The 20,583-nt window shown below is 65.7% G+C and carries 7 protein-coding genes; 1 reads left to right on the top strand and 6 read right to left on the bottom strand.

Annotated elements, in window-relative coordinates; genetic code table 11:
• Nucleotides 1-59: 59 nt before the first annotated feature.
• Nucleotides 60-1,133: a transglutaminase-like cysteine peptidase gene (locus SC1_RS00300; RefSeq protein WP_062176051.1), complete on the top strand. Its 1,074-nt coding sequence runs from the start codon at nucleotides 60-62 to the stop codon at nucleotides 1,131-1,133.
• Here SC1_RS00300 and SC1_RS00295 read toward each other — a convergent pair.
• The 6 genes from SC1_RS00295 to SC1_RS00270 form a co-directional block, all read right to left on the bottom strand.
• A complete protein-coding gene (locus SC1_RS00295) occupies nucleotides 1,079-2,335 on the bottom strand; it encodes an HlyD family type I secretion periplasmic adaptor subunit (protein ID WP_062176048.1) in 1,257 nt (418 codons plus the stop codon). The genes SC1_RS00300 and SC1_RS00295 overlap by 55 nt on opposite strands.
• 3 nt (nucleotides 2,336-2,338) lie before the next feature.
• A complete protein-coding gene (locus tag SC1_RS00290; protein WP_062176045.1) occupies nucleotides 2,339-3,430 on the bottom strand; it encodes a cell wall hydrolase in 1,092 nt (363 codons plus the stop codon).
• A complete protein-coding gene (locus SC1_RS00285) occupies nucleotides 3,427-5,574 on the bottom strand; it encodes a type I secretion system permease/ATPase (RefSeq protein WP_062176042.1) in 2,148 nt (715 codons plus the stop codon). Before SC1_RS00285 ends, SC1_RS00290 begins: the two co-directional genes overlap by 4 nt.
• Before the next feature lie 37 nt (nucleotides 5,575-5,611).
• Nucleotides 5,612-7,006: a TolC family protein gene (locus SC1_RS00280; RefSeq protein WP_062176038.1), complete on the bottom strand. Its 1,395-nt coding sequence runs from the start codon at nucleotides 7,004-7,006 to the stop codon at nucleotides 5,612-5,614.
• Complete coding sequence (locus SC1_RS00275; protein WP_062176035.1) at nucleotides 7,006-7,701, bottom strand: OmpA family protein; 696 nt, start codon at nucleotides 7,699-7,701, stop codon at nucleotides 7,006-7,008. The genes SC1_RS00280 and SC1_RS00275 overlap by 1 nt, the downstream gene beginning before the upstream one ends.
• A 77-nt stretch (nucleotides 7,702-7,778) precedes the next feature.
• Entirely contained in the window at nucleotides 7,779-20,447 is a 12,669-nt protein-coding gene (locus SC1_RS00270; protein WP_062176032.1) for an S-layer family protein, read from the bottom strand.
• Nucleotides 20,448-20,583: the final 136 nt, after the last annotated feature.

The following is a 20,583-nucleotide window of genomic DNA, read 5'->3' as shown; positions in this document are numbered from 1 at the left end:
TGGCGCGTTTACTATCGTCATGAAGCATATCCTCACGCCGCCGCGTCAAATCGGGTGGCATGAGAAAGCATGCCCATCTTGTCGCTGGCGAGTCGCGATGGCTTCCTGTCTCGGTCGCCCTTGCCGCCGCGGCGCTGACGCCGTCGGCTGCGCAAGCCTCGTCAAAGCTGCTCAACGACAAGGCGTTGGCGGACAGCAAGGCGGCGTGCCCCGTCACGGCAAGCTATGCACCGCCGGCGCGCGCCGACATTTCGCGCGCCATTTTGGGCGGTGCGCCAAGCGCGCTCGATCGCATCCGTGCCGACCAGCAGGGCAGCGCGGCACCCGCATTCGCCCCCGCAGCGCCGGTCGACGCCGGCCTCGATGCTTTCCCCGTCCGCCACACGCTCGAACCCGCGAGCCGCACCCCGATCGCCTTCGCGCCTGCTCCAAACTGCGGCGCGCTGTCGATCTTCGCGCCGCTCGCCGAAACCGCCGAATATGATCCGGCCGCCGAGCTTGGCACCCGCGCGATCCCGGTCAAGCGCACACGTTTCGACGACCGCTGGGACCATGTCCGCCGCGCCGCGCCGGCGGGGCTGATGCAAAGCAAGCTGCGCAGCGCAAACGCTTCGCCGGGCCTTGCCGAGCAGGACCTGCTCGCGCGCGTCAATCAGTGGGTCAATCGCGAGATCGCCTATGTGAATGACGACCGCAATTACCGTCAGCGCGATTTTTGGGCGACCGCCGAACAGACGATCGCGCGCGGCAAAGGCGATTGCGAGGATTTCGCGATCCTGAAGATGCAGATGCTGCGCGCGGCCGGGGTCGATGCCGATCGCATGAAGCTGGTGCTGCTCCGCGATCTTGCCGCAAATGCCGACCATGCCTTTCTGCTCGTCCAGACCGACGCCGGGAAGCTCGTCCTCGATAATGTGACCGACCGGCTGTACGACGGCAGCCGGTCGAATGCGGTACGCCCGGTGCTGTCGTTCAGCGAGAACCGGCGCTGGGTCCACGCCTATCGCGGCACCCAGCCCTCACCGAACCTCACCGCGATCCCGGCGTCGCAAAAATCCTATACGCTCGCGCTGAACAATCAGCGTTCGGTGAGCGCCGACCCGCTGACCTTCAAGACCGGCTTGAGCAAGTAGCTCAGCACCGATTTCTTGCCGGTCACGATTTCGACATCGCATAGCATGCCGGGGGTGATCGGCAGCCGCCGGCCGTTCGACGTCAGATAGCTGTTCGTCGTTTCGACGACGACGGTGAAATAGGCCTGTCGCTCGACCTCGTCATAGATGCTGTCTGCCGACACGCGCACGACCTTGCCCTTGAGGCCGCCATAGATCGAGAAATCATAAGCGGTAACCTTGACGTTCGCGGGGTCGCCGACCTTGATGAAGGCGATGTCGCGCGGGGTAACGCGCGTTTCGATCAGCAATTTGTCACCGAGGGGCACGATCTGCATGATCTTTTCGCCCGCATTCACATAGCCGCCCAGCGTGTTGACGAGCAGGTCGTTGACGACGCCGCGCGTCGGGGAACGGATCTCCGACCGCGCAAGACGCCCTTCGGCGCCGCGGATCGTTTCCTGATTCACCGCCATCTTGGTCGTGAGCTGGCTGCGTTCGTTGAGCGCCTCCTGCTGGAAGTCGAAGCGCGCGCGCGACACTTCGGCGCCCGCTTCGCGCACCGCTGCCTGCGACCTTGAAATCGCCTGACGCGCCGCGGCAAGCCGGCCCTGGATATCGACGACCTCGCGCTGCGCGGTGAGCAGCTCGGTCTGCGGCACGACGCCCTTGGCGGCGAGCGGTTCGAGCATCGTGACCTGCTGCCGTGCGAGGCGCAGGCTGCTTTCGAGCGACGTGGCGGTGGCCTGCGCTTCGCCCATGTCGCGTCGGCGCTGCTCGACCCCGGCGGACAGCGCCGCGAGCTGGCTTTGCAACGACGATCGCCGCACCTCGGCAAGCCGCGCTTCATCGCCGCAATCGGCCCCCGCACACCCTGCCCCGCTGCCTTCTCCCGCGAGGCGCGCGGCGCGCTGGGCGAGGCGGGCATTTTCGGTTTCGAGCTGGCCGAGTTCGGATTGCGATGTCGTATTGTCGAGGCGAACGAGCAATTGCCCCTTTTGCACCGTCTGCCCCGATCGGACGAGGATTTCGCGGATCGTCGAGGGTTCGGCCGACTGGATGATCTGCACCTTCGACGATGGGATAACGCGTCCCTGCCCGCGCGACACCTCGTCAACGCGCGCGATACTCGCCCACAGCAGGAAGAGAACGAAGCCGGCGGCGGCGGCGACCATGATCTGCTCGCTTCCGCGCAGGCGCTGCCAGAATTTTACGATCGACATGCGCTATTTTCCGGGCTGGGTTTCGGGTGCGACGGCGGCGCCCTGCTGGTTCGTCAGGCTGTCGAAACGCGACTTGCCCTGCGTCGGGTCGGGAATATTCGGCACCCAACCCTTCGTCACGTCGACGCGGCCGCCGACGTCGTTGTCAGCGCGGTGGTCGGTCGGATCGCGCGGCGGTGGTACGCCTTCGACCGCGATCGCCTCGCCCGGCAACGCCTCGGCCGTCGCGGTGCCGCCCTGATAGAGCTGGCTGAATGCGGGGATATATTCGGCGCCGGCATAAGCGTCTGAGAAAGCCTTGGGTTTCCCCCACGATCCGGGCCAGCGATAGAAGATATGCGCGCCGATCTGTTCGATCTTGGTGAGCTTCGGGGCCCAGCGCGGCAGGACATAATTGGCGTGATAATGCGTGGCCATGCCGACGCTTACCTCGACATGCCCCGACAATGCGGCACGCGCGATCTCGGCCGAGCGACGCCACAGCGCGGGCACCGGCGGGCGGCGCATCGAACCGTCGCACGCGAAGCTGAACTGGCAGCCCGGGCGCGAGCTGCCCTGATAAATAACGCCGCAAACGGTATTCGGATAGGCAGGGTGCTTCATCCGGTTGAGGATGACCTGCGCGACCGCCGCCTTGCCCGCGTCGGATTCGGTCGCGGCCTCATAATAGATCGCCTGCGTCAGGCAGCGCTGCGCATTGGTCGACTGAGCGAGCGAGATGGTCGGCATGATGAAGGGCCGTGCGGCCTCGACCGGCAAGGTTGAAACGGGGAGCAGCGCATTGCGCGCCACCGCGTCAGCGCCCTCGGCGGTGGGCACGACCGAGTTGGTTTCGGTCTCGGTGATCAGTTTCGCGATCGCCTTTTGCTTTGCGGCCCTGGCGGTTTCGACAGGGTCGGCGGTCCAATCGGCGACGACATCCTCGACGAAGCGCGACAGGCGATCGTTCGACGAGGCGAACAGGATTGCGGCGGCTATCAACGCAAAACCCAGCAGGACCAGCTTGAGGTTTTTCGACGAACCCTGCCGCTCGCCGGCCCACGGCGCGTCGGCACTGGCGGCGCCGTCGCGCCCGACGTTGAGTTCCGGGATCATGATGTCGGTTCCTTGGTCGTCCGCGCGAGGATTTCGGCACGCGGGCCGTCGGCGACGATGCGGCCGCCGTCGATCACGATGATGCGGTCGCACATCTGAAGGATCGCCTCGCGGTGTGTCGCGATGATCACCGTCTGCGATTTCGCGACGGCCTTATCGAGCGCCTGGATGAAGAGTCGCTCGCTCTGCGTGTCCATCGCGCCGGTCGGCTCGTCGAGGAAAAGCAGGCGCGAGGGCGAAGCAAGCGCGCGCGCGATGGTCAGGAAACCGCGCTGGCCGCCCGAAAGCTGTCCACCGCGCTCGCCCGTTCCCCGGTCGAGCCCGGTTTCGTCGCGGCCCATGAAACGGTCGGCGCCGATCGACTGCAACGTCGCGAGCAGCTCGGCGTCGGTGGCCGCCGGGGCGCAATATTGCATATTCTGCTTGATCGAGCCGCTGAACAGCACGGCATCCTGCCCAACGAAACGGAATTGCGAGCGGAGGTAGATCGGCGAATGCTGGCGGCTGTCGAGCCCGTCGACGAAGATATTGCCCGCCTCAGGCGCATAAAGACCGCAGAGAAGGCGCCCGAGCGTCGACTTGCCCGACGCGACGCGGCCGACGATCGCGATCCGCTCTCCCGCCTCGATCTTGAGGTCGATATCGGTCAGCGACGGCGCCGCGGCACCCGGATAGGTGAACGACAGGCCCTCGACCGAGACATTGCCGGTGTCGATCGTCAGGTTGAGCGCGCTGCTGCCCATGCGGCGTTCGTCGTCCGCCTCGATCATCTGCTGGATGCTCGCCATCGTCGTCAGCGCCTGACGACCGCGCGTCATCAGGAATGCGAGCTGCCCGACGGGCGCCATCGACCGACCCGCGAGCATGACGATCGCGATGATCGCGCCCATCGAAATCTTGCCCGCGTCGAACAGATAAAAACCGCCGACCACAAGCGCGAGGCTGGAAAATTGCTGGCCGAGCGTCGCGAGGTTGATGGCTGCCGCGCCCGTGCGCCGCATCGTCGCCTGCGTCCGCGCGCTGGTGTCGACCATCCGGCGCCATTGCCCAAGCACCTGCCCTTCGGCCGCGCAGCTCTTGACCGTTTCGGCCCCGCCGATCGCCTCGACCAGCATCGAATGCTGGATGCTGGCGTCCGCCTGATTGTCGAGCGAAGCCTGCACCATCCGGCGCTGCAGGAAATAGCCTGCGACGCCCATCACGGCGATGATCGTCAACGGCACCAGTGCGAGCCACCCCGCGAGCACCGCGATCATGATCAGGAACAGGAACAGGAAAACGACGTCGACGATGAGCACAATCGTCGTCGAGGCGAAAAAGTCGCGAAAGCTCTCGAATTCGGAAACGCGCCGCGCCAGCATGCCGGTGCTCCCGCGCCGGTCGGCAAGCGGCATATTCAGCACTTTCGAGAAGATCTTCTCGGACAATTTGACGTCGAGTTCGCGGCCTAGATCGTCGAGCAGCGTCGCACGCGCCAGGCGGAGCGTGAATTCGACCGCGAAAGCGAGCAGCGCGCCGACCGCGAGCACCCACAGGCTGGACACCGCCTTGTTCGGGATGACGCGGTCATAGACGTTCATCGTGAACAGCGGCAGCGCGAAGCCGAGCAGGTTGATCATCAGCGCCGCGCCGAGCACCGGATAGAAGGAGCGGCGCATCCGCCGGATCTCGCTCCAGAACCAATGGCGCTTCGCCTGCTCGTCCCATGGCCGCTCTTCGGCGCGGATCGCGGTCGGATCGGCAGAAACCGCGACCGCCTGTCCGGCGTAGCTTTCTTCGACCGTCGCTTCGTCGGCCCAGACCGGTGCATCGGCATCAGGTTCCCAGACGAGATATTGGTCGTCTTTCGCCTCGAGCAGCACGGCGCAGCCGCCGTCGGTACGGCGGACGATCGCAGGCAGTTCGCGCGCAAGGTTCCGGACCTTGCGCGCGTAGAGCCGCTCATTGTTGATGAAGCAGAGATCGAGCGCAGCCTCGGCCTGATGAAAAGGGAGGAAACCCTTTTCATCGCGCGCCAGTGCCGAGAGGGCGCCGCGCTGGAAATTCTGGCCGAAGTGCTGCGCAACAAAGAGGATGGAGGCGATCAGCGGATCGCCAGGCGCCTCTTTACCGATACGCGCAATCGAGGATTGACCCTGTCCCATATTCAATTTTTCTACTTAGAATCAATCCACCAAGAATTTATTGCGGGTAACGGCGACGCTGGAGTTCGGCGGGAGCCGGCGGGCCGTAACCAACCTTCTCGCGCGCATAGACGCGGCGCGATTCGGGTGCGGTCAGGTTGAACGCCTCCAGCAGGCTGTTGGTCGATGCGAGGATCTGATAAACCGCAAACATCTCTGAGAAACGCGCGGTTTCGGCGCGCACCTGGACGTTGAAGCGCGTGTTCTGCGCATCGAGAACATCGAGCAGCGAACGCCGTCCGACCGAGAATTGCTCGCGGTAGGAAAGCAACAATTCGTCGGTCGACTTGCTCTGGTCGACGAGGTCGCGGAACACCGCGGTCTGCGTTTCGCGGCTGTTCCACGCGCGGCGCGTATCGGCCTCGGCATTGCGTTCGGTTTCGTGCAGGCGGAAACGGCTCTCGCTCGCGCGGCGCACCATCTCCTGATATTTCGCGCGGTTGATCCCGCCGTCGAAAATGTCCCAGCGCATGACGACACGGCCGAGCAGGTCGTTCGTCTCGCCCCGGAACGCGTCGATATCGTCGCCGATCCGGCCCGAAAGTTCGAGGCCGATCGTCGGGAACAGGTCGCCCTTTTCCTTCTTTGCCTCGGCATTTGCGGCATCGACGTCCGCCTGCGCTTCAAGCACCTTGGGGTGGCGCGTCCGGGTCAGGCCGACGGCTTCGCTCAGGCTCACGGGCAGCTTTTCTGCCATCGCCGGCGGCATCTGCACATCATCGACTTCGAGGCCGCTCAGCGCGAGCAACTCGATCTTGGCATTCTGGAGCGCTTCCTTTGCTTCGGACACGCGCACGCTTGCTGCCTTGGCGCGTTCCTGCGCCTGCTGGAGGTCGGCGACGCTGATCGATCCGGCGGTCACGCCGCTCGACAGGTCCGACACCAGGCTGTTGTGGAACGTCATATTGTCTTCGGCGGCGGCGACCACGCGCTGCTGGAGCAGAACGTCGAGATATTGCCGCGCCGATTGCAGCGCGATGAACTCGGAGCGTTCGAGGACGCGCAGCGCAGCGCCGTCGACGCGCGCCGCCTGACGCAGCTTTTCGCCATGCCGCCGCCCGAAGTCGATCAGCGTCTGGTCGGCGCGCAGCGAAGCTTCGAGCGGATAAAGCTCGTCATTGGCGATGCCGAGGTTGCGGCGCGTCGCATTTTCGAGCCGGCGAACCCCCGCCGACATTTCGAGCGTGACGCGTGGCAGATACAGGCCCTTTGCCTGTTCGAGCTCGAACTCGATCGCCTGCTTGTTCATTTCCGCCTGATTGATCTGCGGGTTGGAATCGATAGCGACCGCCATGACATTCTGCATGCTGGTCGGTTCGGCCGACGCCGAGGCGGCGAAGAAGGATATGGCGAGTGCCGAGACAAAGCCGGCGAGCTTATGTTGCGGTTTCATCACTGTCCCCCATTCACTTCGACTTCAACGCGCCGGTTTTCCGGCGTACGCTGGCCATCCGGCGTCTGAACGCGCGGTTTGCGTTCACCCATGCCCGACACCGCAATGGTGTCGGCGGGAATGCCCACGGCACCCATCATGTCGGCGATCACGCGCGCCCGGCGCATCGCAAGCCCCTCATTATAGGGATCGGGACCGGACCGGTCGGTGTGACCGACGACGGTAAAGTTGCGCCAACCACAGCGCGTGCGATTTTCCGCCATGAAGGCGACCGACTGGCTCGCATCGGCGGGAGCGACGGTCGAATCCCAATCGAAATAGAAGGTCGAGGCGACCACCGGCGGGCAATTTTCGGTCGTCGGCGGAGCCGGCGGCACAAGCGGAGCCTCCGGTGCCGGCTGCGGCTGCTTGGTCATCATGCCATAAGCGAAATCGCAGCGACGCAGGCTTTCGGCGTCCTTCGTATTCGATTTGAGGAACCCCTTGGCAATGCCGCACTGAACCTTGGCCTCCGACGCCCAGGTATAAACATTGCTGTTCGCGGCGACGACCGACCGGTCGATCGTCAGCGCAAGCGCCGCGTCGTACCGGGTCTGAACCTCGGTTCGCACCTGATCGATCGGCAGATCGGCAAGAGCCTGCGCCTGTGCGGCGCCAGGCTGGGCCAAGGCCAGCGCGGCAAATGCCCCCGCCATCCATTTTCCCCGTTGATGTGCCATACTCGTATCGCCTCCCGTTATTCTCTGTTCTAATGGTCTTTGAAATTGCTCGCTCACGCAGCCGCCATGCTGTGAAGCTCCGCTTCCAGCGGCTGGCTGGTCGGGAACGCCACGTCGGGCGCGATCTTCTGATCGAGGAACTGCGCCAGATCGAAAGCGGGCGCTTCACCGGCCGAGATCTGCACCGGTTCATGGCCGCCCGTGACCGCATGGATCAACTGATCGACCGTGCTGCCGCCGTTTTCGAGCACCTCGGCGAGCACCGCGGTCGCCGCAGGATCATGTGCTGCAACGTCGGAGCCGGCTGCAACCGCCTCGACCGGCGCGGCCGCCAGCGACAGCAGGCCATCCATCGTTCCCGGATCGAGCGAGCCACGATCGGCGATCATGTCGGCCAGCGAATCCGCGTCGCCGGCATCGGCATCATCGGTGTTTTCACTACGCCAGCCGCTATCCTGCGCACCGTCGATCGCCGCGGGGCTCGTGTCGTCGGAGTGAAGCGTGGCCGTATCGGGCGCGGCGGCTGGCGCCGTTTCCATATGGCTGTCGCTTGCCGCATTCGCCGGCGTTGCGGTCGCGGGAGCATCGGTGGCGGTTGCTGCGACACCATCGTCCACCTGAGCGATCGTCGCCTCATCCGCGGCCGCAACGACCGGCGGCGCCGCGCTGTCCGGCTGGGCCTCCTGAACCGCGACGATCAGCGACGCGGCGACCAGCGAGCTGGTGAGCGCCTGGTTGCCGGCGGTACGTTCGACATCGTTCGCGGCGCGCGGCGTGATGAAGGACACGTCGCCCACCGCCGACGTGCTGCCGTCGGTGCGCGTAAAGCTGGCTTCGCCATGGACGATGACTTCGCCATCCGCGGCAAGATAGGGCTTGCCGTCGGAGGTCAGCGCGATGCTGGCGATGCCAAGGTCGGTCAGCGAGCGGAATTCTCCCGCATCGGAGATGCCGTTGCCGTTGGCGTCCTGCCAGACGCCGAAGCTTGCGAACTCCGCATCCTCGGCGCTCAGCTTGCCGTCGCCATTGCTGTCATATTGCAGGCGCAGACCCTCAAGGTCGGTCGAACCGGCCACCGAGAAGCTGATCTCTCCCCCATTATTGGCGATCCCGTCACCATTGGCGTCGCGAACGAGAATACCGTCGCCGCGGCCGGCCCATGACGTCGCCTCACGCACGCCGTCGCCATCATAGTCGAAGGCGGCGCCCGCCGAGGACGCGACATATTGGAGCCCGTCGCCATCCAGATCGAGCGTGATGGGTGTAACGCGCGAGCCGATGAGCGTCGTCAGATTGGCGAGCGAGACACCCTGGAGTTCGACCAATATATCGTTGGCGGCGTTGGGCGAATTCCCGACCTGTTCGTATACGAAGGTCCGGCCCCCGGCGACGAACGCCACTGTAGCCCCGCCGTTGCCAAGATCGTTGCGTTGCAGATAGTCGACGACCGCTGCGACATGGGCCTCGGTCGTGAGCGTCAGCGCGCTTGAGAAGTTATTGACGTCATCGAAGGTGATGATGCCGTTGCTAATCGCGTGCGACCTGATGGCGACACCGCCAACCGTCAGGGCGGAATCGGTGCCGTTGGTGCCGGCCGTATTGCCAACCGCGAACGGGCTTCCCTGCAGGTTCAGCGTATCCGCCGCGGTGTCGAAATCGGTGATCCGGTCGAACCCGCTGATCGTACCATTGTTACCCGTGCCGGCCAGTACCGCACGCGATTCGCCGGTGTTGATCACGAACGTATCGGCGCCCGCCCCGCCGGTCATCGTGTCCGCGCCCAGCCCGCCGTTCAGCGTGTCGGCGCCGCCAAGGCCATAGAGACGATCATTGCCGTCGCCCGCGAGGATCGTGTCGGCGTTGGCGTCGCGGCCGATAAGGATGTCGCTGGCGCTGGTGCCGTCGAGCGTGGTTTGTCCCGCCTGTGCACGGTCAACCGTGACGCGTGCCGAATCCGACGGCGTCGTCGAATAGAAGAAGCTGCCGCCGTCGCTGTCATTGTCGGTGAAGGTGAAGAAGCCGCCACCGCGCGTTACGCTGGCCGCATCGGTCACATTGCTCGCGGCGCCGGTGATCGTCGTTCCGGCCTGATCGTTGGCGAGCAACGCCGCCTCGGCGATCTGGATCGCCGCGCCCGAACCGCTCGCGTTGGTGATGACCATATCGGCGATCGCGATGGCGCCCGCGCCGGGACCGCCGCCGGCCGCCACCGTCACGGTCAGGGTCGAACCCGCCGTGTCACCGTCGCCGTCGACGACCGAATAGCCGAACACTTCCGAACCCACCGTCGGATTCGCGGGCGGTGCATAGGACCAGATGCCGGTCGCGAAGTTCAGCGACAGCGCCGCACCGTTCGGCGTCGTGGCCGTGATGCTGTTGCCCGACACATTGCCCGTGAGCGTTCCGGTGCGCGTGATCGTGTTGTTGCCGTCCCAGGTGTAGGTCGTGCCGTTGATCGTGATCGACTGGATCCGGCCGCCGTCGCCGCCGAAGCTGTCGTTGGCGTCGAGATCGCCGGTCACGGGCAAGGCAACGACGATGTCGAGCAGCGTCTGGACGAGATCGTCGAAATCGGCGGCAAGGATCGGCGCGCCCTGGCCGTCGACATCGATGTCCTGAAGACGCGCGGTCGTGATCCCGTTACCGACCCCGATCGCAGTGACATTGACGTCATTGTCGTTGACGAAGCTGTTCCACTGCGTCGCGACCGCCGCGGTCAGCGAGCTGCCGCCCGGACCCGTCTGTTCGTTCGGGTTGCCGTCGCTGAGGAAGAAGACCTGGTTGCTGGCGGTCGGATCGGGGACATAGACGCTCATCAACTGCTGGATGCCGGCCGTGAAGTCGGTGTTGCCGTTGGCGTAGCGCGTACCGCCCTGTGCGGGATTGAGATCGTCGATCGCGTTCACGAAGCTGACCGGATCGGTGAAGACACCAAGGTTGGCGGCACCGGACGAGAAGCCGATGATGCGGATCGAGACGTCGCCGCTCGAATTGGCGAACAACAGCAAGCCCGCATCGCGAACCGCGTTGAGCATGACGTTGAGCTCGCCGTCGTCGATGCTGCCCGAGAAATCGAGCACGAAAGCCGCGTTGAAATCGAGCGTCGCTTCGGTCGTCGTGCCCGAATCGGCTGTCGTCGTCGGGCCGTCATCCTTGAAGGTCAGCCGCTGGCCGATGTTGATCGACGCCTGCGCGCTGTCGCCGTCGCCGTCGGTGATCGTTCCCGTGATCGTGATCAGGTTCGCAGCCGCGAGCGTTTTCGCATCGTCATGCGCCGCGCCGGGACCGCCGTCAGTATCATGTGCGATCGCGCGAATCTGGTCGAGCGTGATGTTGCCGCTGGCGTCGACCGCGACCGTGAAGACCGTCGGACCGCCATTGCCGGCGGTGGCGACGACCTGGCCGCCGACGAGCGTCAGCACGACATTCTGTCCAGTCGCCGTATCGACGAGGCCGGTCGAACCGGCGTTAACGCCAAGCGCATAGGTCACGGTTCCGGGGCCGTCGGCGCCGAAATTGGTCGTGAATACCGCCGCACCGACTGCGTTGAGGCCGAAGTTCGATTCGTCGACGGTCAGCGTCGGCAGCGGCGTACCGGCTGCGATCGACGGGCCATCGTCGGCGAAGCGGATATTGCCGCCAAGGTCGACAAAGGCCGTGCTCGTCTGGCTGTCGCCGTCGGCATCGGTGATCGTCGCGGTACCGTTCAAGCGAACGAGGCCGTTCGCAAGGCTGGCGAACTGGTCGTCGTAGGGCGCCGACGTGTCGCTGTTCGGCGCATGATCGATCTCGGCGAACTGGGTCAGGGTGACTACGCCCGTCGCCGCGTTGACACCGAGGGTGAAGATGGTGTTCCCGGCGTTCACGCCGCCAGCGGTCGCCGAGGTCGAGCCGACGATCGTGCCGCCCGCTCCCGCATAAAGGAAGATCGAGGCGCCGTTGCTGTCGAGCGTCGAGTCGGTGCCGTTTGCCCCGACCAGGGCGAGCGCATAACCAACCGTCGTCGTCCCCGCGCCATCGGCCCCATAGCCCGATGTCAGCGTGAAGACGCCGCCGAAGTTCGCGGTCGAAACCGCGCTGTCGTTCGCCGCGCCGATCGTCTCGGCATCCTGCGTGGTCAGAATGACGCTGGCTTCGTTCACTGCCGCCAGCGTCACCGTCGGCGTATCGTCATCGACGTTGATGCCAAGCGTGCCGGTCGCCGTGTCGCCGTCGATATCGGTGACGCTATAGGTGAGCGTGAAGGGCTGGTTATTCTCGTCCAGCCCCGCCGCGTGAATGATCGGCGCATTCTGCGTGACAGAATATGCGCCGTTCGCGGGATTGAGGGTGACGGTCAGCACCGTCGTCGCGCCCTGATTCACTAACAGGTTGTTGCCCGACAGTTGGTAGGTGAAGCCCGCGGGTGCGCCCGTCGTCTGGAACGCAAAGGTCAGCGCCCCGTCACCGCCAGAACCGCCCAGCGTGCCGCTGGTGTTCTGGGAATTGACGTCGTCGCCCGTGCCGCCGGCGATGCCGCCGGAAAGCGCATCGTCATCGAGCAGCGCGGTCAGATTGGCCGCAGTCACCGGCGCCGCATCGGCGATGCTGATCGTCAGCGTCGCGGTCGCGGTGTCGCCATCACCGTCGCGCAGCGTATAAGTGAAGACGTCGCTGACGCCGCCAGCCGTCCCGGCGTTGCGGGTATAGCTGTAACTTCCGTCGGCGTTGATCGTGAGCACGCCATATTGGCCGCTGACCTGGAAATTGCCCAGACCATCGGCAGTCGTGTCGCCGTTTGCAGGCACATTGACGCTGACGATCGCGGAGACCGCCGCACCGTCGGCGCCGCGCGTGTCGGCGCCGGTGTCGCCGTCGCCGACATCGCCTGCGGCGGCATCGGTGATGACGTTACCCGTTGCGGGGCCGAACTGGCCGGCGGCAATGCTGTCGGTGTCGTTCGCGGCGGTCGGGACATCGTCGACGATGTTGACCGAAAGCGTGCCGGTCGTGTTGTCGCCGTCGGTATCGGTCAGCGAGACGGTGAAATTCTCGAACAGGCTGTTCTGGTCCGCACCCGTCGCGTGGGTTTCAGCGCCGGTCAGCGTGTAGGTATAGGTCACCTGCCCCGTCGCCGCATTATAGGCGGTGATGTTCAGCGTGTTGCCGAGCGGGGTGGTGATCGTCGCGGCGGTGAAGACCCCATTGTTGATCACCTGCGTACCGTGCACCGACAGGTTCAGAACGCCATCGGGCGCCGAAATATTGAAGGTTCCGGTTGCGGTCAGCGCCGCGGCATTGGGCGACGAACCGTTCGGCAGGTCGTCCTCGTCCACCGTGACGTCACCACCCTGCGCCGCAGGCGTCAGGTTGGTGATCGTCACGCCGTCGTCATCACCCGTCAGCGTGACCGTCAGCGTTGCGGGGTCGCTATCGCTGTCGAGGTCGGTCAGGGTGTAGGTGAAGACGTCGGTAAGTGTCGCTCCGGGCGCCAGCGCCGCGATTGCCGCCTGGCCCGCTGCGTTCAGCGTGTAGGTCTGCGTGCCGTCGCCGTTGAGCGTGATGGTGCCGTAGGTGCCGGTCAGGCTGGTGAAGGTGCGGCTGCCAAAGCCGTCCGCACCGTTGCTGTCATTCGTATCGACGTCGAAGATGACCGAGATCGGGCCGCCTTCGGTCAGGCCGACCGCATCGTCGTTCGCCACCGGCGCATCGTCGTTGAAAACCAGGTTCTGGCCAATGTTGGCGGTCGCCGTCGCGGTATCACCATCGGCGTCCGTAACGGTAGCGGTCAGGGTGATCAGATTGTCGGCCGACAGGCTGGTCGACTGGTTCGCGCCGCTGTTCGGGCTGTGCATGACCGCACGGACCTGGTCGAGCGTGACCATTCCGTTCGCGCCGACGCTGACCGTGAAGACCAGCGCGTTGGTTGTCGCGGTGCGGCCCTCGACCACGCCGCCGTTGACGGTCAGCACCACAGCTTCGTTCGTCGCGCTGTCGACAAGGCCGGTCGCGCCGGCCGAGACGCCGAGCGCATAGGTCACCGAATTGCTGGCGGCAGCACCGTCGGCGCCGAAGGTCGGGGTAAAGACTGACGCGAAGCTGGTCGAAGCATCGGTTCCGAGCGTCGTTTCATCGACCGTCAGCGTCGGCTGGGTACCGCTGGCCACCACCGTCGGCGCATCATCGTCGAAGGTGATCTGGAGCGTGCCGGGTGCGGTCGATCCGTCGCTGTCGATGACCGTGAAGCCAAGCGTTGCGGTTGCGTCGTTTTCGTTGCCGCCGGGCGTGTGCAGGACATTGTCGAGCAGCGTCACCCGATATGCGCCGGTCGCGGGATTGGTGACCTCGACCGTGAACAGGGCGCCGCGCGGGCCGGTGCCGGTCAGCGTGTTGGTGCCGGCGTTCCACGCGAGCTGGACCGATTCCTGGCCGATATTGACGAACAGTCCGTTCATCGCCGCAAAGTTCACCGAACCCGCGCCGTCGCCGCCAAAACTGAGGTTGAGCAGACCGCTGAAGGTCGCCTGATTATTGTCGCCGTCGCTGTTCGGATCGGCAAGGTCGCCGGTCGCACTGGCGGGGTTTCCACCCGCCAGCGCGTCATCGTCGACCGAAGCCAGCGTCGTGCCGGCGGTCGGAACATTGGCGTCGGTGATCGTGAAGCTGATCGGCGCGGTTGCAGTGTCGCCGTCGCCGTCGCGCACCGTATAGGTCGCCGAAGCGGTGCCGGTACCGGCGACCGAGGGATCAGCGGTGAAGCTGTAGCTGCCGTCGGCCCGGACCTGGATCGTGCCCGCACCGATGTCGATCGCCTGCGAGAAGCCGTCGCCGCCGAACACCAGCGCCGTTCCGTTGATCTGCGTGACGGTCGCGCCATCGGCGCCCTGCACGAAATCGAGCGTGCCGGTGACCGTCGCACCCTCGGCGACATTCTGGTTCGGCTCGGCCGATGCGGTCGGGACGTCGTCGATCACGGTGATGTCGAGGCTGGCGTTCGCGCTCGATCCGTCGCTGTCGGTGACGGTGACGGCGAAGCTGTCGCTTACCGTATCTTCGCCCACAGCAGGATGCGTCAGCGTGTTGTCGGCAAGCGTATAGCTGTAGCTGAACGTACCGCCGATGACCGAACCGTCAGCGGCGGTCACCGGGGTAAAGCCGGTGATCGTGACGGTGCCGAGCGGGCTGCTCGTCGTCAGGCCGGGGGTGAAGACGCCGTTCGTCATCACCTGCGCGGTGCCGATGGTGACATTGCCCAGCCCGTCGGGCGCGGTGACGGTGAAGCTGCCCGTCTGGGTCAACGCCGCCGCGTCGGGCGACGAGCCGTCGGCCAGATCATCCTCGTTGACGATTTCCTCGCCGCCAGGGACGGCGAGGCCGTTGATCGTCACGCCGTCGTTGGCGCCGTTGATCGTGATCGTAAGCGTGGTGGTCGCCGGATCGCCATCGCCGTCGGTGATCGTGTAGGTGAAGGACTCGGTCAGCGTCTGACCGGCCGAGAGGCCCTGAACCGCTGTATTCGCGTTGTTCAGCACATAGGAATAGCTGCCGTCGGCATTGAGAGTCAGCGTGCCATAGGTGCTGACGAGCGGCGTACCCACCGCGCCGCCAGCAAGGCCGGTGACGGTCGCGCCGTCGGCGCCGCGCGTGTCGGCGACACCGTCGGTTGCGTTCGCATCGCTGCCGCCGCTGCCGGTCAGGACATTGCCGTCGGCGGTGAGCGGGCCATCCTCGGTCACGCTGTCGGCGTCGGCACGCGCGGTCAGTACATCGTCGGTAACCTGCACCGTGACGACACCGCTTGCGATGTCACCGTCGGTGTCGGTCGCCTGTACAGTGACGTTGCCGAGTGCCTGCGTCTGCGCTGCATTGGCGATCGCGTGCGGCAGATTGTCGGCGAGCGTCACCGTGACCGTGGCATTTGCGGTCGCGCCGGGTGCGATGCTGGCGGGAGCGGTCAGGCTGATCGTGATTGCGGCGGGACCGCCAAGGGTCAGCGAGCCCACGATCGTCTGTCCGCCGGGTGCCAGCGTCCAGAAGATGTCGGTGCCCGCGCCGTCGAGATTGGCGACGAGGCCTGCAACGCCGGTGAAGGCGAATCCCGAAAGCGTGTCCGATCCGGCGGTGAAGCTGAGGTTGCCGCTGGCGGTTTCGGCGTTGCTCGCGGGATCGCTGCCGTCGGCGAGCGCAGCTTCGTTCACGGTTAGCGTGATCGGGGTCGCGCCCGTCGGATCGGCGCCGTCGGTAATCGCGATCGTCAGGCTGTCCGACGTCGGATCGCCGTCGCGATCGACCGCCGAAAGGGTGAAGCTGGCAGACGGATTCGCGGCGTTGTTCTGATTGCCTGCGGCGTCAAAGCTGAATGTGCCGTCGGCGTTGACCGTCAGCGTGCCGGTCGGCTGCGCGATCGACACGCTGCTGCCGGGCGCCAGCGACAAGGTCGCGCTGCCGCTGCCGAAGGTCACATTGACCGATGCGACGCCGTCGGCGCCGCGGTCGAGCGTCCAGGTGCCGTTCGCGGTCGCGCCCTCGGCGACGCTGACCGGCGTGTCGGAGACATTGAGCGTCGGAAGATCGTCGACGATCGTGACGCCGAACGAGCCCGACGACTGAGTGCCATCGCTGTCGGTGACGGTGAAGCCGATGCCCGGCAGGAAGTCGCTGTCTTCGCTGCCCGGGACAGCTTGGTCGATCGCCTGCGACAGAGTGACCGTATAGCCATAGGTTACCTCGGTCGCGCCGGGGCCGGCAACGGCAGAGGTCAGCGCGATGCGGATCACTTCATTGCCGCCCACCGAGCCGACGAGGTCGTTTCCGACCTTGGCGAAGGTGACGGGAACGCCGCCGACGGTCAGATTCGCATCGAGCGCGGCGCTGTCGTTAAGGACGAGCGAACCTGCAAGCGTTGCGGGAATGTCGCTGCCGAAATCGACGGTGATCGTGCCATTGGCGCTCGCGCTGCCAGTCGAGGCGACTTCACCGGCAAGGCCGTTGTCGGCATTCGCGCCAGCAAGGCCATCCTCGTCGACCGTCACATTGACGGGCGTACGGATCTGCGGCGCCGAATCGGCAACCAGCTTGATCGTCGCGGTGGCGACGTCGGTGTCGCCGTCGCCATCGGTGATCCGGTACTGGAAGGTGACGGGGCCGGTTTCCTGCGCACCGGGCGTATAGGTAAAACTGCCGTCGCCATTGTTGACGAGCGTTCCGCTGCCCGTGAGCGAACCCGCGACGAGTTGGACCGCCGACGGCTGGACGCTGTCGGCGCCCTGTACGTCGTTCGCGAGTACATCGATCGTGACGGGTGCATTTTCGACCGTCTGCGTGGCGGCGTCGTCGATCGCGTCGGGAACGTCGTCGGTGATACGGATGTCGATCGTCGCGCTGGCGCTGCTGCCGTCGATGTCGGTGACCGTCACCCCGATGCTGTCGGTGCGATTGTCCTGCCCCGCCGCCGAATGATCGGCGCGGTTGTCGGTGAGCGTGTAGCTGTAAGTAAAGGTACCGCCGATCACCGAACCGTCGGCGCCGGTCACCGCGGTGAAGCCGGTAACGTTCAGCGTGCCATAGGCGGTGGCAACAGACTGCGGCGTGAAGCTGCCATTGGCGACGACCAGCGTCAGCGGCGCGCCAAGCGGGACGCCGTTGAAGCTGTTGAGCACCACCGTGCCCATGCCGTCGGGGGTCGAGACGGTGAAGCTGTCGCTGTCGGTCACGCCGTCGGGCGTCGTGTCCGACCCCGGCGCTTCGCCCGGACGCACGGGCAGATCGTCTTCGTCGACAAGCAGCTCGGCGCCTTCGGCGTCGAGGCCGCGGATCGTGACGCCGTCGTTGGCGCCGTTGATCGTGATCGTCAGCGTCGCGGTCGCGGTGTCGCCGTCGCCGTCGGTGATCGTGTAGGTGAAAGTCTCGGTCAGCGTTTCGCCCGCCGAGAGGCCTTGTACCGGCTGTGCCTGATTGTTCAGTACATAGGTGTAGCTGCCGTCGCTGTTCAGCGTCAGCGAGCCATAGGCGCCGGCGAAAGCCTCGCCCAGCGAGCCGCCGCTGACGGCGGTCACGGTCGCGCCGTCAGAGCCTTGAGTGTCGGCGACGCCGTCGGTCGCATTGGCGTCGCCGCCACCCAAGCCGGTCAGAACATTGCCATCGGCGGTCGGCGGATTGTCGCCGTTTCCGCTGTCCTCGGTCACGCTATCGACATCGTCGCGCGCGGTCGGGACGTCGTCGACGATACGCACATCGAGACTGCCGTTAGCGGTCGATCCGTCGCTGTCGGTGACGACGACGGCAAAGCTGTCGGTGACGCTGTCTTCGCCAGCTGCGCCATGTGTCAGCGTGTTGTCGGAAAGGACATATTCATAGGTAAAGGTGCCGCCGATCACCGAACCGTCGGTGCCGGTAACGGGCGTGAAGCCGGTGATATTGACCGTGCCGAGCGGGCTGGTCACCGTCGCGGCGGTGAACACGCCGTTTGCGACGACCTGCACGCCGCCGATCGTCACATTGCCAAGCCCGTCGGGGGTCGAGACATCGAACGTGCCGCCCTGCGTCAGCGCGGCCGCATCGGGCGACGAGCCATCGGCCAGGTCGTCTTCGTCAAAGCTGAGCTCGCCGCCTTCGGCATTGAGGCCAGAGATCGTGACGCCGTCGTTGGCGCCGTTGATGGTGATCGTCAGCGTCGTGGTCGCAGTGTCGCCATCGCCGTCGGTGATCGTGTAGGTGAAGGTCTCGGTCAGCGTTTCGCCCGCCGCGAGCCCCTGCACCGGCTGCGATTCATTGTTCAGGACATAGGAATAGCTGCCGTCGCTGTTCAGCGTCAGCGAACCATAGGCGCCAGCCAAGGGCTCGCCCACCGCGCCGCCCGCGACCGCAGTGACGGTCGCGCCGTCGGCGCCCTGCACGTCAGCCACACCATCGGTGCCGTTGGCGTCTTCGCCGCCGCTGCCGGTCAGCACATTGCCGTCGGCCACCGTCGGGCCATCCTCGGTCACGCTGTCGCTGTCTGCGCGTGCGGTCGGCACATCGTCGACGATATCGATGTCGAGCGTGTCCGTCGCGGCATCGCCGTCGGCGTCGGTGACGACGAGGGCGAAGCTGACGGTCGTGCCGTCGCCATCGAGCGTGTTGTCGATCAGCGTGTAGACATAGGTGATCGATCCCTCGCCGGTCGCGGGATCGAAGCTGTAGCCGGTGACGACCAGCGTTCCCGTCGCATCGCTCGAGATCGTCTGCGGCAGCGATCCGGGCGTCACCACGACGCCGCCGATCGACACGCTGCCAACGCCGTCGACGGCGCTGAAGGTGATCGTTCCGCTGGTCGAAGCGTCGCTGCCGCCTTCGCCGCCAGCAAAGGCCGAACCAGGGGTTTCGCCTTCGCGCGGGCCAAGGTCGGCTTCGTACACGATGGTCCCGCCGTCGCCTTCGCCGTCGCCCGGAACGAAGGTGATGACCGCCGGCGCGTCGGCGATGCCGATCGTCAGCGTCGCCGTCGACGTATCGCCGTCGCCGTCGGTAATCTGATAGGTGAACACGTCGTTGACGCCGCCGGGCGTGCCCGGATTGCGGACATAGGTGTAGCCGCCCTGCGCGTTGATCGTCAGCACGCCATATTGGCCCTGCACCGTACCAGGAGCCGCAAAGCCGCCTTCGCCACCCGCCCCACGGATTCCCGTGAGGCTGGCGCCATCGGCGCCCGGCGTGTCGGCGCCCGCGGCGCCGCTCGTTGTGCCCGCGCCGGTCAGGACATTGCCCGTCTCGGGCGCAAAGCTTCCTGCCGCAACCTGGTCGGTGTCGTTCCGCGCGGTCGGCACATCGTCCACGACCGAAATCGTCAGCGTCGCGGTCGCGGTGTCGCCGTCACGGTCGGTGACGACCACGGTGAACGGATCGGTCACATTGTTGTTCGCGTTGGTGTTGTCGGTCAGCGTGTAGCTGTAGCCCACATTGCCCGGCGTCAGGCTGGTGATGGTCAGTTGGCCGAGCGGGGTCGTGATGACCTGGCCGACTGCCGTGATGGCGGTGCCGTTGATCGTGAGCGTGTCGAGGCCGTCGCCAGCGTCATAAACGATCGAGCCCGTCGTCGTTTCGCTGTTCGCGGCGCTGTTGCTGCCCGCGGGCTCGTTGCCGCGCGCCGGCAGGCCGGCTTCGTTGACGCTCGCGGTCGCGGCGGCGATCCCGGCGGGCTGGTCCGGGGTGACGATGACGATCGTCGGTTCCTCGTCGGGAACATCGGGCAGCAGCTCACGCTCTTCGGGCTGCGGAAAGGCAAGCTGCGTATAGGGCAGCAGGTCGCCCAGCGCATAGGCATCCTGGATCGGCCCTTCGGGATCGGCGAAATTGCCGCCCGAGCTGCGGACGCCGGCTTCGGGATTCAGCTCGCCCAGATTTTCCAGCAACTGCGCGACCGTGCTGGCGGGTACCGTATCGCCGTCGACGACGATCGCCGGAACATCGACCGCGCCGCCGGGAATGACGAAGACCTGACCGTTCGGCAGGGTGATGATCAGGTCGGTGCCCGAGATGGTGATGTCGTCGATCGACGCGCCGGCCGGCAGAACGATGCGGCCGCTTGCGTCGGGAACGAGGATCGCCTGGATCGCCAGCGGAATGATCGACGCGGCGGCTGTCACATTTGCGGCGGCGGCCAGAAACTCGCCGCCCGCGACCGCCCGGTTCGATGGCTCGCCCGATGCGCCGTCACGCTCGGGACCGGTCATTCCATTCCGCGCCGGATTGTCGAAAGCATCCATGTCAATTTCCCTCGAACGCACCTCGCCCTGCCGCAAAAGCGGCACAGCAAAATTGTCACCAATGTCAGTGCGACCTCTGTCCGAGCGACTCGGACCTTCCCCACTCATGAGGAGAGCATGGATTCTCGAGAGTCCG

Source organism: Sphingopyxis sp. C-1, assembly GCF_001047015.1.
Taxonomy (GTDB): domain Bacteria; phylum Pseudomonadota; class Alphaproteobacteria; order Sphingomonadales; family Sphingomonadaceae; genus Sphingopyxis.
This window is presented reverse-complemented; position numbering and strand designations above follow the sequence as displayed.